This window comes from Bradyrhizobium sp. LeoA1Lang (assembly GCF_055413685.1).
Genome location: NZ_JBVAPG010000195.1, coordinates 1 through 13,707, shown reverse-complemented (window position 1 = coordinate 13,707; position 13,707 = coordinate 1). Strand labels below are relative to the sequence as shown.

Annotated in this window: 13 protein-coding genes; 7 read left to right on the top strand and 6 right to left on the bottom strand. The window is 62.6% G+C overall.

Annotation, left to right across the window (positions count from 1 at the left end; all coding sequences use genetic code 11):
* Positions 1 to 935: 935 nt before the first annotated feature.
* Positions 936 to 1,895: a LysR family transcriptional regulator gene (locus tag ACZYOF_RS37705; RefSeq protein ID WP_130582530.1), complete on the bottom strand. Its 960-nt coding sequence runs from the start codon at positions 1,893 to 1,895 to the stop codon at positions 936 to 938.
* A 103-nt stretch (positions 1,896 to 1,998) separates the two neighbouring features.
* Here ACZYOF_RS37705 and ACZYOF_RS37700 point away from each other — a divergent pair, with 103 nt between their 5' ends.
* Complete coding sequence (locus ACZYOF_RS37700; RefSeq protein ID WP_463718933.1) at positions 1,999 to 3,180, top strand: MFS transporter; 1,182 nt, start codon at positions 1,999 to 2,001, stop codon at positions 3,178 to 3,180.
* 22 nt (positions 3,181 to 3,202) lie between these two features.
* Here the strand turns inward: ACZYOF_RS37700 and ACZYOF_RS37695 are convergent, their stop codons facing one another.
* From ACZYOF_RS37695 to ACZYOF_RS37675, 5 genes are all read right to left on the bottom strand, one after another.
* Positions 3,203 to 3,487, bottom strand: coding sequence for a DUF2158 domain-containing protein (locus ACZYOF_RS37695; protein WP_130582532.1), 285 nt, complete (start codon positions 3,485 to 3,487; stop codon positions 3,203 to 3,205).
* Positions 3,488 to 3,642: 155 nt separating this feature from the next.
* Positions 3,643 to 4,557, bottom strand: a complete 915-nt coding sequence (locus ACZYOF_RS37690) for an RNA polymerase factor sigma-32 (RefSeq protein ID WP_463718932.1) — start codon at positions 4,555 to 4,557, stop codon at positions 3,643 to 3,645.
* 144 nt (positions 4,558 to 4,701) lie between these two features.
* Positions 4,702 to 5,133, bottom strand: a complete 432-nt coding sequence (locus tag ACZYOF_RS37685) for a cupin domain-containing protein (protein WP_463718934.1) — start codon at positions 5,131 to 5,133, stop codon at positions 4,702 to 4,704.
* A gap of 445 nt (positions 5,134 to 5,578) precedes the next feature.
* The gene (locus ACZYOF_RS37680; RefSeq protein WP_130582535.1) at positions 5,579 to 6,946 is read right to left on the bottom strand and encodes a PQQ-dependent sugar dehydrogenase; all 1,368 of its coding nucleotides are present in this window, start codon (positions 6,944 to 6,946) and stop codon (positions 5,579 to 5,581) included.
* Complete coding sequence (locus tag ACZYOF_RS37675) at positions 6,943 to 7,413, bottom strand: DUF2231 domain-containing protein (RefSeq protein WP_463718931.1); 471 nt, start codon at positions 7,411 to 7,413, stop codon at positions 6,943 to 6,945. The genes ACZYOF_RS37680 and ACZYOF_RS37675 overlap by 4 nt, the downstream gene beginning before the upstream one ends.
* Positions 7,414 to 8,025: 612 nt before the next feature.
* On the opposite strand from ACZYOF_RS37675, the gene ACZYOF_RS37670 reads away from it, so the two are divergent.
* The 6 genes from ACZYOF_RS37670 to ACZYOF_RS37645 all read left to right on the top strand — a co-directional run.
* The gene (locus ACZYOF_RS37670; RefSeq protein ID WP_282530349.1) at positions 8,026 to 8,625 is read left to right on the top strand and encodes a hypothetical protein; all 600 of its coding nucleotides are present in this window, start codon (positions 8,026 to 8,028) and stop codon (positions 8,623 to 8,625) included.
* 282 nt (positions 8,626 to 8,907) lie between these two features.
* Positions 8,908 to 9,462, top strand: a complete 555-nt coding sequence (locus ACZYOF_RS37665; protein ID WP_130582537.1) for an RNA polymerase sigma factor — start codon at positions 8,908 to 8,910, stop codon at positions 9,460 to 9,462.
* Between the two features lie 69 nt (positions 9,463 to 9,531).
* Positions 9,532 to 10,854: a FecR family protein gene (locus ACZYOF_RS37660; RefSeq protein WP_463718930.1), complete on the top strand. Its 1,323-nt coding sequence runs from the start codon at positions 9,532 to 9,534 to the stop codon at positions 10,852 to 10,854.
* Between the two features lie 73 nt (positions 10,855 to 10,927).
* Positions 10,928 to 11,731 (top strand): S1 family peptidase, encoded by an 804-nt coding sequence (locus tag ACZYOF_RS37655; RefSeq protein ID WP_463718929.1) that lies wholly within the window; start codon positions 10,928 to 10,930, stop codon positions 11,729 to 11,731.
* 112 nt (positions 11,732 to 11,843) lie between these two features.
* Positions 11,844 to 12,236: a hypothetical protein gene (locus ACZYOF_RS37650; RefSeq protein WP_245476682.1), complete on the top strand. Its 393-nt coding sequence runs from the start codon at positions 11,844 to 11,846 to the stop codon at positions 12,234 to 12,236.
* Between the two features lie 234 nt (positions 12,237 to 12,470).
* The coding region (locus ACZYOF_RS37645; protein WP_463718928.1) for a ShlB/FhaC/HecB family hemolysin secretion/activation protein at positions 12,471 to 13,707 on the top strand (1,237 nt) is incomplete at its 3' end.

The following is a 13,707-nucleotide window of genomic DNA, read 5'->3' as shown; positions in this document are numbered from 1 at the left end:
ATCCCATCTTGGCCAGCGATCATCCGATCGCATCAAACAGGCCGGACATATGGATGCAAGCGATCCGATCACCTCAAAAGCTCTTGTGCCACGGGGGCCGTCCACATATGGGTCCCGGGTCCCGGCTACGCCAAGGGGCTTCGCCGCGGCGCGCAAGCCCGGGACGACGGGAGGAGAGTTCTGATTCAATTGTCAAACAGCTTCTTCGCTGTCATCGTCCGCGAAGGCGGACGATCCAGTATTCCAGAGGCGGCCGTGCTTACGCTCAGACGCCGCGGAGTACTGGATGCCCCGCCTGCGCGGGGCATGACAATGGAGTATGGTCAGGGGATGTGAGTTCGCGTTCTCGCGGCATTCGCTGCCCGAGGTTTGCGTCACTTTCCACCCTCTTCGATATCAGAGGGCGCAGGGAAAGCCGGGTGCTGGTTGCACCCGTGGGTCCCGTGCAACAAGAAGCACGGGGGTAGGACCACAGGTTCAACCGAAGCATTCCGGCTTTCCCTGCGCGATGGTTTTACGGCTTCCTTCGCACTCTCCCTGGTGACCGGGCTTTTTTGCCACCATCGCTCTGTTCAACGAACAAAACTTAGCGCCAGCGTCGGGGCGCCAGGACCACACGACTTCGCCGTCCGTGATGCGTGTGCTCGTCAGTCACACCCATCACGTCCACCGCATCTCACCGCAACGTTCGTGACGATCGCGAGCCGCCCCTCTCTTGGGCGAGACGCGCGGAGTTAAATCACTGATTTGCCCGACGGCGAAAGCGGAATATTTTTCGCGCGAGGGATGGACAGACTTTTGCTGATTTGCCCGTCGGGTCGTCTTGTCGCACCCAAAGTATCCACATCGTCATTGCGAGCCAACGGGGCGCGCGTTCGCGCGACCCGTTCGCTCGCAATGACGGCTGCGGAGGGGGCGTGGGACGCAAATCCGTCCTACGATTTTCTCACCAGCTTCCACTTGCCGTCGGCGGTGCGCTTGAGTGCGGGGTCATCGAGGCGGATGTGGCGCGACAGGAAATCGATGAAGGCGCGAACGCGGGCGGGAAGAGGGCCGGCGTGGCCGACATAGACCGCGTGAATATCTTCGCGGTCGCCGGGATTCAGATTTTGAAGCACCGGCACCAATCGTCCGGCCTCGATGTCCGGGCCGATCTGGAATAGCGCAAGCCGCGCCAGCCCGGCACCGCCCAGCGCGAGCCGGCGCCCGACTTCGCCGTCGCTTGCGCGGACAACCGGCGGCGGCAGGACCTCTTCGATCCGCTCGCCCTTGCGGAACGGCCAGCCGCGGATCGTGCGTGGAAAGGTCCAGCCGATGCCGCGGTGGCTGGCGAGTTCAGCCGGCGTCTTCGGCATGCCATGCTTGGCGAGGTAATCAGGCGAGGCCACGACGACCATGCGGCTGGTCGCAAGCTTGCGTGCGATCAGCCGCGACACTTGCAACGGCCCGACGCGGATTGCGACGTCCGCGCGCTCCTGCATGAGGTCGATCACCGTGTCGTTGAGGACGATATCGAGCGTGATCCCGGGATGCTCGGCGAGGAAGCGCGGCACCAGCGGAAGGACATGCAACGTGCCGAACGGGATACTGCTGTTGACGCTGAGATGGCCTCGCGGCATCGCGCCGGCAGCGGCCTCGTGTTCGGCTTCCTGGATCTCGGCGAGGATGCGGACCGCACGTTGATAGAAGGCTTCGCCTTCCGGCGTGAGCTGCAGCTTGCGCGTGGAGCGATTGATGAGTCTGGCGCCGAGGCGGGCCTCCATCCGCGACACCAGCTTGCTGACGCCAGACGGCGTGAGCCGCAAGCTCCGCGCCGCGGCGGTAAAGCCGGCGCGATCGACGACGCGGACGAACACTTCCATTTCGCCGGAACGGTTGGTGTCTGATCGGACCATGTTGAATTGGTGTCACAAATGATTGGACTTGTCGCCCTCTAATTCTCGTAAGGCCCCGACGCTATTTCCGCGCTTGCGTCCCTTCCAGTCCGGAGCCACATCCTTGCCCATCGCTGTCCTTGCGCTCACCGCCGGTGCCTTTGGCATCGGTACCACCGAATTCGTCATCATGGGTCTTCTGCTGCAGGTCGCTGCCGACATGCAGGTGTCGGTATCGGCCGCAGGCCTGCTCATTTCGGGTTACGCGCTGGGCGTGTTCGTCGGCGCGCCGATCCTGACGCTGGCGACGCGGCGGATGCCGCGCAAGGTCGTGCTGCTGGCGCTGATGGCCATTTTCACGCTCGGCAATGCCGCCTGCGCGCTGGCGCCGAGCTACGGGTTTCTGATGGCCGCGCGGGTGCTGACCTCGCTGGCACACGGCACGTTCTTCGGCGTCGGCTCGGTGGTCGCGACAAGCCTCGTCGCCGAGGACAAGCGCGCTTCCGCGATCGCGACGATGTTCGTCGGCCTCACGGTGGCAACCATACTTGGCGTGCCGTTCGGCGCCTGGATCGGGCTATCGCTCGGATGGCGCGCGGCGTTCTGGGCGGTTACCGTGATCGGCGTCGGGGCCTTTGCCATCGTGGCGCTGTTCGTGCCGAGCCACGTAGGCGAGGACGGCAATGCGGTGACGATACGCGACGAACTGGCGGTGCTGCTTCGTCCGCAGGTCCAGCTTTGCCTCGCCATGACGGTGCTCGGCTTTGCCGGGGTGTTCACGGTCTTCACCTATATCCAGCCGATCCTCACACGCGTTACCGGATTTTCCGATGCTGCCGTATCGCCGATCCTCCTGGTATTCGGGCTCGGGCTGTCTATCGGCAACGTCGCCGGCGGACGGCTGGCCGATCGAGGCCTGCCGCGCGCTCTGATCGGAACGCTGGCAGCGCTCGCGGTCGTCTTGGTCGCAATGACCGCTGTGCTTCCGCTGAAGGTGCTGACCATCGTGCTGGTCGGACTACTCGGTATCGCGGCGTTCGCGACCGTAGCGCCGCTGCAGTTCCGGGTGCTCGAGACCGCCGGCGAGGCCGGACGGACGCTCGCCTCGAGCCTCAACATCGCCGCGTTCAATCTCGGCAATGCATTCGGCGCCTGGGCCGGCGGCGTCACCATCGACCATGGGTTCGGTCTCACCGCGCTGCCCCTGGTTGCGGCGGCGATCACCTCGGCCGGTCTTGCCCTGGCGCTGTGGAGCCTGCGGCTCGATCGGCCACAGGCTCAGGCGGCGACGTGTCCCGCGGAATAGCGCAATGGTCAGAGGTCTGCGGTCAGAACTTTCGGAGGACCTGGACGGGGAAGGTCGCGTTGTTGGTTTGGCCGCTGCCGTCGGTCCAGAAGCAGTCGACCTGATCGTCCTTGACCGTGTCCACCGTCATCAATGACCCACCTGAGCGCAGGCGGACAAGATCGCCGGGGCGAAATTGGGGCGTAGCGGGTCCGGCGGTCGCGATGCCCTGTGAAGCCGGGGCGGCAAATGCCGGAGCGAAAAAGGGCGCGTTGAGTGACAGGATCAAACCGGCACCGATCGAGAAGCGCTTCATCACTGCGAGCATGTCAGAGCCTCCGTTTCTTCAGAGACGATGAGGTGAGATCTTCAATACCTCACTAGAGCATTTTCGGTTCTGATTGAATCAGAACCGAAGCTCTAGATTCTTGTTTTGGCGCGTTTTCTTCGCGCGAACCGGTATCCACTTCGCTCGAAAACGCTCTAGATCTGCATTTCGTATTCCGCGCGCATCCCTTCATGACCCTGCTCGTTCCTTTGCAGGCGGTCGCCTTGAGTGGGCGGCGGCACGCTCGTCGCGCCATCGGAGGTCAATCGATCGGTCCTCAGATAGCCGACGGCTGCACGCTTCACTTTTTCAAAGGCGTGGTTCTCGATCTGCCGCACGCGCTCCGGCGAAATGTCCAGCCGGTTGGCGAGCTCTGCGAGCGTGGGCGGGTTCTCGGCGAGGCGCCGTGCTTCGAACACCTGCCGCTCCCGCGGTGTCAGCACCTTGAGCGCGGCCGACAGTGCGCTCGTCTGCTGGGTCGTCTCATCCCGTTCCGCCAGTATCACTTCGGCGTCCGGGGAATCATCCACCAGCATCGTCTCCCATTCCGCCGTTTGTCCATCGTCGTCCATCGGCTTGTTCAGGGAGAAGTCGCCGCGCAGCCGGCCGTCCATCTCGATCACGTCGGCAACGGTGACGCCCAGGTGCTGGGCGACCGTATTGGCAATTTCCGGCGTGAGCGAGGTCGGGTTGTTCGAGACTTTCCTGATTTCGCTCCTGAGGCGGAAGAACAGCTTCTTCTGAGCCGCGGTCGTTCCGATCTTGACGAGCGACCAGGAGCGCAGGATGTATTCGTGAATGCTCGCCTTGATCCACCATAATGCGTAAGTCGAAAAACGCGAGCCACGGTTCGGCTCGAATCGTTGGGCGGCAACGACCAGGCCGACATTGGCTTCGGCGATGATATCGGGAAGCGGGAGACCATATCCGCGATAATGCCGCGCTACCTTGGCCGCAAGCCTGAGGTGGCTTTTGACGAGCGCATGCAGCGCGGCCTGATCGCCGAGTTCATGCCAACGGCGTGCAAATTGCTGTTCCTGTTCCGCGTCCAATAGACAGTATTGTTCCATTGTAAAGGTTCCGTCAGTTATTTGCGCCCGACGCTTTGCGTCGAGAGCTGGTCGGGGCCTGAGCTATGTCGAGGCAGTACAATCATTAGGGGCAGGCGCTGCATCGGTCTTTCGAGAGCGACGGTTTTTGCTGAAACGCACATTTCAGATCACCTCGGTTGGGCGCACGGCGTCTCTGTCCGGCCAGACCGCATCGGGAAGATTGACGATGATTGGCGTCGGCGTGCTGCGAACGACGACCCAGCGGAACGGTTGCTCGTTCGAGAGATTGCTTTCCATGTGCGGCAGGAAGGCCGGAACGTGGATGAAATCGCCAGCCTTTGCGTAGGCAACGAATTCTCCTTTGGCACCCCAGCGGATCTCGCAGGCGCCGGAAAGGACGAATGCGATCGTTTCCTGCTCCCCATGATGGTGGATACCGGTGCGTGATCCCGGCTTGACCTCGAAAAGCCCGCCCCAGATGGCCGAAGGGATACCGAGCGCGGGATCGATCGCGGCACGACGTTCGGAGCCTGGAGTTTGTGTCGTGCCGAGGTCGAAGCGATCGGGGCTGACAATTTGAACTGAGCTGTTCATGGCGATCACGCTCACGTTTCGCGTTAGCTGCTAACTGAACGTAGGCCAGGCGTGGTCGGCAGGGCCATTAAACAGGGGTTTAATCAGTTCACGTCCGATTGAGAGGACGCTGCTTACAAATCGGTGAGCTTGCTGTGCTCGCAGACAGCGGGCTCACGCCGCAGTTATTTGTGAAGTGTGCGTCGGGTTGAGGAGGTGAGGCGGTCGTGCGAATTCGCAAAATACGTGCGATCTCGATCTTGCGATTGCCTGCGGGCCGCGCGCTATCCCGGCGACGACGGAGCCGGGCGTCGCGATACAAACGACGCCCGGCTCTGCCACGCTCCTTGGGCTCCTCTAGAGCTTTGGTTCTGATCCAATCAGAACCGAAGCTCTAGATTCTTGTTTTGACGCGTTTTCTTCACGCGAACCGGTATCCACTTCGCTCGAAAACGCTTCAGACGGCTTATGTGTCTGACTTGGTTTGGGCCGCTGGGCTCGTGGCGGACACCCGCCACACCGTGTTTCCAACATCGTCGGCGATCAGCAGTGCACCCGCCCGATCGATCGCCAGGCCGACCGGCCTGCCGTGCGCACGGTCGTCCGCATTGAGGAATCCAGTGACGACATCCTGCGCAGGACCGGATGGCTTGCCGCTGCTAAACGGCACGAACACCACCTTGTAGCCGTTGAGCGGGGTTCGGTCCCAGCTTCCATGCTCGGCGACGAATGCGCCTCCATGGTACTGCGCTGGAAGGTTATTGCCTGTGTACATGGCGAGGCCAAGCGGAGCCACATGAGAACTCAGGGCATAGTCCGGCACGATCGCCTTGGCCACGAGATCGGGGCGTTGTGGCTCGACGCGCGGATCGAGATGCTGGCCATAATAGCTGTAAGGCCAGCCATAGAAGCCGCCATCCTGCACCGAGGTCAAATAGTCCGGCACGAGGTCGGGGCCGATCTCATCACGTTCGTTGGCAATCGCCCAGAGCTTGCCGGTCTCGGGCTCCCACTGCAGCCCGGTGGGATTGCGCACGCCGCTGGCGAAGATGCGATGGGCGCCGGTCCCGCGGTCGATCTCCCAGATCGCGGCTCTCTCATACTCGGCCTGGATGCCATTCTCGGTGATGTTGCTGTTCGAGCCGACACCGACATAGAGCTTTGTGCCGTCAGGGCTCGCCAACAAGGTCTTGGTCCAGTGATGATCGATCGGCCCGCCGGGAAGATCAGTCAGCTTGGTGCCCGGGGCGGTGATGCTGGTTTGTCCATCCTCATAGGGATATCGGACGATCGCATCCGTGTTTGCGACGTAGAGATCGTGGCCGACCAGTGCAACGCCGAATGGCGAGTTAAGGTGGTCGAGGAACACCGTGCGCACATCGGGAATGCCGTCGCCATTGGTGTCGCGCAACAGCGTGATGCGATTTGCATCCTGCGCCTTGGCGCCGGCGAACCATTGCACCCAGCCGGTGACGAGATCCTTGGGCCGGAAGACAGGGGCCTTCGGGCCATTGCTTTCGACCACCAGCACGTCGCCGTTCGGCAGCACATAAAGCGATCGCGGATGTTCGAACCCCGTGGCCAATGCACGGATCTGCAATCCTTCCGCCACCTTCGGCGTTTCGCTGCCCCACGGAGCTGGCCGCGCAATCCTGATCGGCGGCAGCAGATATTGCTGCACCTCCGGCAAGTACGGATGGGCGCCGATCTGCCTTGCAGGATTCCCGCCGCTGTCGTCACAGCCGGCGAGACTCAAGGCAGCGGCGGCGGCCACAGCCACGGCGGCAAAGCGCGGCAGGTTCGCCGCACGGGAAAGATTGAGCAAGCTGGTCATTCGGCTGCTCCTGCGCGATCGCTATAGGTCAAGCCCCAGCCTCCCACCGCCAGGGACAGCAGAAGGATCGTGACGAGCCCCGAGAGCGCGAGGCCGGTCGGCACCACCGCTGTATAGCCATCGCGGCTGTGAACGAGGACATTCACGATCGAGAGCACAATCGCGACGAGATAGGCGAGTGCGCGAAACCAAGCCGGCCTCTGCCTGTCGATCAGGAGATCGATCACGGCAGCAATGGCCGCAAGCGCCGCGATCACCAGGCCGGCCGCAATCAGCCAGACCGAAAATCTCTCCCACATCACCAGCGCAGTTCGCCAATAGGCGAGATCGGTGACGAAGGCGCCAATCAAATAGGCCACCGAAAACGGCAGCAGCATTTGATGAATGGCGTGCCGGCGGGGCGCAACCACTGGCACCGCTTCGGTTTCGATTGTGGAACTGCTATAGGCCATCGCGATTTGCGTCATACTTCGATCCTCACGATAGTGTGCACGTGCGCGGCGTCTCGGCGCCAACGCCTGCTTGGCAAGGCAACTTTCGATCTGTTCGATATGTCGGAGCGCTTCGCAGCTCCCATAGGTGCAAATGGGAAAGTGGGCGGCGCTTTCAAAAGCACGCGTTCGAAACTGACGGTAAATCCTCTGTGACCTTAGCCGCTGACCTCGGCTCGGCTCGCGAAACCTATCCGAGCTGCCTCCCGCGTCATCGTCTCGAGGCGTGCGCTCGTTCGGCTGCGGCGGTATCGGCGGGTGTGCCAAGGTCGGGCAGGTGACGCCGTCAGGCAATCTGTCATATGGTTGACATAGGAAGGTACCATGTGAGGACCGAGGAATGGCGCGACCTCCGGGATCTGCTTGCGCGAAATCGAAGGCCCTCGCGAGGAAGTAGCCGACGAGACGGCTCGGTTGTCAGTGATGGTACGTATTGGCCAAATCGCTTCGTCCCGTGCGCAAGTCCGGCAGAGGATGAGCTTGCCCCGCTTCGGCGCCTGGACCTTGGCCAAGGTTGCGGCGCTACTTGTCATTTTGGTAGGGGTTACCGTCGCATCTGGAAACGAGCGGAAGCCGCCGATCGGCCTCATGACGTTTAACATCCCGGCGCAGCCGCTGATCGACGCCCTGCAGGCGTACAGCCAGCAGGCTGGCGTCCAGGTGATGTTCGAAACGACCTCGGCGGCCGGCTTCCGTTCGCTGCCGGTCAACGGCGAGTTCACGCCGCAGGCCGCGCTGCTGACGCTCTTGGCCGATACTGACCTGAGGGTTCGCTATAGCCGATCCAACGCCGTGACGCTCGCGCCGGCGTCCGTGCCGGATCCCGACGAGCCGCCCATCCATCCTCCGGTCTCCGCGGACATAACGCTTGGAACGTTGCGTGTTCGCGGTACGACCGACGCTTCCGATCGCAATCTGGGGGAGTATATCAGCCTCCTGCAATCGGACATTCAGAAGGCGCTCAAGAAGGGCGGTCGGACCAGGCGGGGCGAATATCGGGTCGCGGTCAAACTATGGGTGACGCCGTCCTCGCGAATCGTAGACAGGGCCGAGCTCGACGGTTCGACAGGCGACCTTGATCGGGATAGCTCGATCGCCGAGAGCTTGCGCGGCCTGGTGTTGAGCCAGCAGGCGCCGCCCAACATGCCGCTCCCGATCCGCTTCATGATCTCGATCCACGCGCTGTAGGCGACCAATATAAAGGGTTGCCTCAAGCTCCGGCGACATCTTAGTCGATGCTGCGGCCATCAAACGATTCTCGGGGCGTGCAGCCGTTGCCAACGATTGCGGCAAAGCGGCTGCGGTATCTCGATATTCCCGCACCTGTGGTTCGATTGCCGCAATCGCCGACCAGCTTGCAAGTGACTGATGTCCGTCACGCGAGTGTCATCCTCGGTCGATAGGGAAAATCGTGGGACTGACCACGGTCTGCGAAATGAAACGCAGGGCGTGGCGTTGCGGGGCTGGTAGGTGTCTGATTCGAATAGTAAATCTCTGCGAGAGACAGTCGCAGCTGATTACGAGGGCTTGGCCAAGCGTCTGACGCGCTGCCTTGGCTCCTCGGATTTCGCGCGCGAGGCGCTGCATGAAGCGTTTCTGCGGGTCGATCGAGTGTCCGATGCGGTGCCGATTCATAGCCCCGTCGACTATCTCTTTCGCACCGCGCTGAACGTTGCCAAGGATCGGCGCAAGAGCGATCGGCACTTGTTGAACGCCTCGGAAATCGCGGCGATCATGGACATCATCCCCGACGACCGTCCGGACCCGGCGATGGTGACGGAATCGCGCATCGAGCTGACGGAGTTTCAGAAGGCCCTCGCGGAATTGCCCGCCCGGCGGCGCGACGTGTTTGTCGCAGCCCATCTTGACCATCTCCCCCACCGCGAGATCGCTACTCGGTTTGGCATCAATGTGCGCACGGTCGATTTCGACCTGCAGCATGCCATGGAGCATCTCAGCCGCCGGCTCGGCCGCACCGTTCTCCGGCGCCTCGGGCCGCGTCCAAAGGCGAAAGCCAGCGAGTAGCTTGCATCTTGACAAGGGACGTGCTTGTCAGGCTGTTTAGATCATAATCCGATTGGACGGAATCGGATCATGATCTCGTCGTCTTTGTTTGAGCATGATCTCCGCGCAAACGCTTCGCGTTTGTCGCGAGGGAAAACCGGTTTCCGCTTTTCCGGATCATGCTCTAGCGGCATTTTTCCAACGCGCACGGTTGAATGGCTGCGCGGACCGCGAATCTTCAAGAAAAATTTTGAAAGATGCACTTTCTATAGCGATAAAGAGCTTGAAAGTGCGGATAGCCCGGATTTTCGATTCAGTCTTCCTTTGCGTCAATCGTCTATAGAGCATGAGGACGCGGTATTTTTGAGTACGCCGGAATCATTCGGCGGGAGAATCAACAAAGAGCGATTGGCCTTGACCGCAGGCGACAATATTCCTTCCGAGCTGGACCCGCTGTTGCGGCAGGCGCTTGCGTGGGTTATTCGCCTGCACTCGGGCTCGGCGACGTCGGACGATGCTGCCGCTTTGGCACTTTGGCGGCAGCGCAGCGCTGAACACGAGGCCGCCTTCCGCGATGCCGTGAGGCTGTGGCGCAGCTTCGGGGAGGCCACGCGCGCGCTCGCCAGCCAAGAGCTTATGAATGTCGAGCGCTGGAGGCCGCCTCTCGCGCGCGACAGGCTCAGCCGCCGGGCGCTGATCGGGGGCGCGATGGCTGCTGCCGCATCGGTGGCCGCCGGATATGTGGTCGTGCGTCCGCCGATGGGGCTATGGCCGTCGTTCGAAGAACTGTCGGCGGACTATCGGACAGGCAAGGGCGAACGACGCAACATCGCCTTGGCCGACAACGTCTCGCTGACGCTCAACACGCAGACGAGCATCGCCGTGCGGTCCGAGCAGGGGGCTCCGCGCATCGAACTGATTTCGGGCGAGGCTGCCGTCCAGGCCGAGCGCGACGCGCCCGCGCCGCTTGTCATTGATGCCGCCGGAGGCCGCGTCACGGCGCGCCGAGCCAGTTTCAATGTGAGATGTCTCGATCGTGCCGTCTCGGTGTCGTGTCTTGAAGGCGCCGTCGAAGTCGAATGGAAAGGACAACGCGTCGCCATTTCGGGCGAGCAGCAGATATCCTATTCGGCGGCGATGGGGCTCGGACGCGCCTCGCAAGCGGATTTGGAGCAGGCGGACGCCTGGCGAAAGGGTCTTCTGATCGTCCGCGACTGGCCGGTCAATCGTCTGGTCGAAGAGATCAATCGCTACCGGCCGGGCAGGATTGTCGTTATGGACGAGCAGCTTGGGCACCGGATGATTTCGGGCACATTCCATCTCGATCACCTGGACGACTTCATCGCTCAGGCCCACGGCCTGTTCGGCGCCACGGCGCGGTCCCTGCCGGGAGGCATCGTGTTGCTGAGCTAGCGTCTTGAATGGACTCCATGTCCCCCGCGACAAATTGTTCGACAAGACGGGTCTGCCAGACAATGAGGATTCAATGATCAAGCCGCGACATGCGGATGGCGTGCACCGGTGTCGCAGGTTGGCCACCGTCGTCCAAGGCATTGCGGTCGGTTTCGGACTGCTGGGGCTGACGACGACGGCCGCTTGGCGCGCCGAGGCCCATGACATCGGCTGGGCGTTTGGGAATTTCGCGCCGCATCAGCAGCGGTCTGAGGTTTCGCCCCTGGCGCGCACGCAGGAGCCTACGGTGCCTAACCGCCAAAAGACCGGCACCGGCTTTTTTGTCGACGACAAGGGCCATATGTTGACCGCCCGTCACGCGGCGGAAGATTGCTCGCGGCTTATCGTCTTCAAGGAAGGCCGGGCCCTGGCGGCGCAGCTCGTGGCCTTGTCGCCCAGCGCGGATATCGCGCTGATCAAGGTGTCGAAGACCCTGGGGCTGGCGGCGGTTTTCCCGAGCTCGGTCGGCGTGAGCACCAACGATATGGTGTTTGCCTCTGCTTACGATAAGCTGGCGACCAACCGCGGTATGTTTGCAAACGCGACCGTCGCGGGAAGCCCAGGCAGCCAGTCGGGTGTGCTGCAGATAGATACGGATGTCACCTTCGGCGCCAGCGGTGCGCCGGTACTGGACAGTCGTGGCCTGGTACAAGGGATAATAAGCCGCAGGACCGGATCGAGCCGTGTGGTCGCGGTGGGGGCAGGGGACGCCAAGAGTTTCCTCGCCTCCAAGGGGGTTCGTGTCGCGGAAGATGACCGGTCCCAGATTGTCGCCACGACCTCGCGATCCAGCCGGGCGGCTTCGATCTCGGCACGGGTCACGTGTTTGCAGAATTGAGGCGAGACGCATGTGGCAGATGAGTTCTCAATCGAATCCGTTCCCGTCGCGCCGACATTCGCGACATCGGTCCGCGTCCAGGATAGCCGGTTGGATTGCGGCGACAGCTATCGTGGCGACGTTTTCGCCGGCGCTGGTTTTCGCGCCAGCGCGGTCGCAGGAATTTCGCGAGGCAAGCAAGGCGCCGCCGCATTGGACTCAATTCGCGAAGCTGGTCAGGTATCGTTTTGAAGACTGGATGGGAGCGGATGACGAGGTCGGCAATCGTTTCCGGGCCTATCTTCGCGAACACCGCGGAAAAGAGGACGGGCCGCCGCAGATGCTCGAGGTGCGCGCCTGGCTGAACCCTGACGGCACGGTCGAAAAGGTGAGCTTCCCCCCGCTCAACAATGCGCAAGCCGAAGCTGATCTGCGGAAGATCCTCACGCGGGGCAATGTCGGGGAGGCACCGCCACCGGAAATGCTGCAGCCCCTGCGCCTGCGCCTGTTGCTGAATCTGAAATAGCATCACGACCGGGGACGTCGTCGGAAAAGCCTGATGCTGCGTGGTTTGCGCCGCGCGCTTCGTTGGTGGTCCGCAGGGCGCACGCGCCGTCCGCGAATCGTAAGGCGCACGCAAAAATTTCTTAAGACTTTGATTCAGTCTCGCTCCGGGTCGATCGTCTGTTGAAGTGAGGCACCATGAACGCGGCATTCCGCCGTGTCGTCATGTGTGTGCCCAGGAGACGAGCGAGCACCCGTGCAATCTGAGATCGGTTACAAGCGTGGCGGACCTGCGTCCGCCCGAACGGTGTTGCTCGGCCTGAGGCCTATCGTGTCGGTGATCGCCGGCGGTCTTTGCGCGCTGACGTGGGGTGAGGCGGGCGCCGCGCCGCAAAGGGCGCAGCAGCCGGCGAATGCATCCCCTGCGCCGCAGCCGGCGAATGCGGACGGTGCGACTGCGCCCGCGCCGGCCGCGGCGGCGGCGCAGAGCGCGGCGCCGGCGCAACGCTTTGACATCGACGATTTCGCGGTGCAGGGCGCCGACAAGCTGCCGCAGATCGACGTCGAGGAGGCGATCTATCCGTTCCTCGGTCCGGGCAAGAGCGCCGACGACGTCGAGAAGGCGCGCGCCGCGCTCGAGAAGGCCTATCGCGACAAGGGCTTTCAGACCGTGAGCGTGTCGGTGCCGACGCAGAATGCGCTGCGCGGGGTCGTCATTCTCAAGGTGGCGGAGATGAAGGTCGGCCGGCTGCGGGTGAAGAATTCGCGCTATTTCGACATCGAGCAGATCAAGGACCGGGCGAAATCGCTGAAAGAGGGCACGCTGCCGAATTTCAACGATGTCACCAAGGACATCGTCGCGCTCAACCAATGGCCCGACCGGCGGGTGACGCCCGCGCTGCGCGCCGGCGTCTCGCCGGGCACGGTGGATGTCGACCTCAATATCGAGGACAAGGCGCCGATCCACGGCACCATCGAGGTCAACAACGCCAACTCGCCGAACACCACGCCGGCCCGCCTCATCGCCACCGTGCACTACGACAATCTGTGGCAGCTCGGGCATTCCGCCAGCTTCACCTATCAGGTGGCGCCGCAGCGGCCGGGCGATGCCGAGGTGTTCTCGGGGTCGTATCTGGCGCGGATTCCCGATGTCGAGTGGCTGAGCTTTCTGCTCTACGGCGTGAAGTCGAGCAGCAACGTCGCCACCGTCGGCGGCACCAACATCGTCGGCCCCGGCGAGATCATCGGCGGCCGTGCGGTGATGACGCTGCCGGGCCGCGAGAACTTCTTCCAGACGCTGTCGGTCGGGGTGGACTACAAGCACTTCGACCAGACCGTGGGGCTGGGCACCGACAGTTTCGCCTCCCCGGTGACCTATTATCCGGTGGTCGCCACCTACGGCGCGACGTTCCAGAACGAGAACTTCGTCACCCAGTTCAACGCCGGGATCACCTACAGTCTGCGGCCGTTCGGCAGCGACTGGACCGAGTTCG

Excerpts from the sequence above, each read along its gene's own strand:
- ACZYOF_RS37705 (WP_130582530.1), bottom strand. The coding sequence starts at position 1,895 with ATGGTCCGATCAGACACCAACCGTTCCGGCGAAATGGAAGTGTTCGTC.
- ACZYOF_RS37695 (WP_130582532.1), bottom strand. The coding sequence starts at position 3,487 with ATGCTCGCAGTGATGAAGCGCTTCTCGATCGGTGCCGGTTTGATCCTG.
- ACZYOF_RS37690 (WP_463718932.1), bottom strand. The coding sequence starts at position 4,557 with ATGGAACAATACTGTCTATTGGACGCGGAACAGGAACAGCAATTTGCA.
- ACZYOF_RS37685 (WP_463718934.1), bottom strand. The coding sequence starts at position 5,133 with ATGAACAGCTCAGTTCAAATTGTCAGCCCCGATCGCTTCGACCTCGGC.
- ACZYOF_RS37680 (WP_130582535.1), bottom strand. The coding sequence starts at position 6,946 with ATGACCAGCTTGCTCAATCTTTCCCGTGCGGCGAACCTGCCGCGCTTT.
- ACZYOF_RS37675 (WP_463718931.1), bottom strand. The coding sequence starts at position 7,413 with ATGACGCAAATCGCGATGGCCTATAGCAGTTCCACAATCGAAACCGAA.
- ACZYOF_RS37670 (WP_282530349.1), top strand. The coding sequence starts at position 8,026 with ATGACGTTTAACATCCCGGCGCAGCCGCTGATCGACGCCCTGCAGGCG.
- ACZYOF_RS37660 (WP_463718930.1), top strand. The coding sequence starts at position 9,532 with ATGATCTCGTCGTCTTTGTTTGAGCATGATCTCCGCGCAAACGCTTCG.
- ACZYOF_RS37655 (WP_463718929.1), top strand. The coding sequence starts at position 10,928 with ATGATCAAGCCGCGACATGCGGATGGCGTGCACCGGTGTCGCAGGTTG.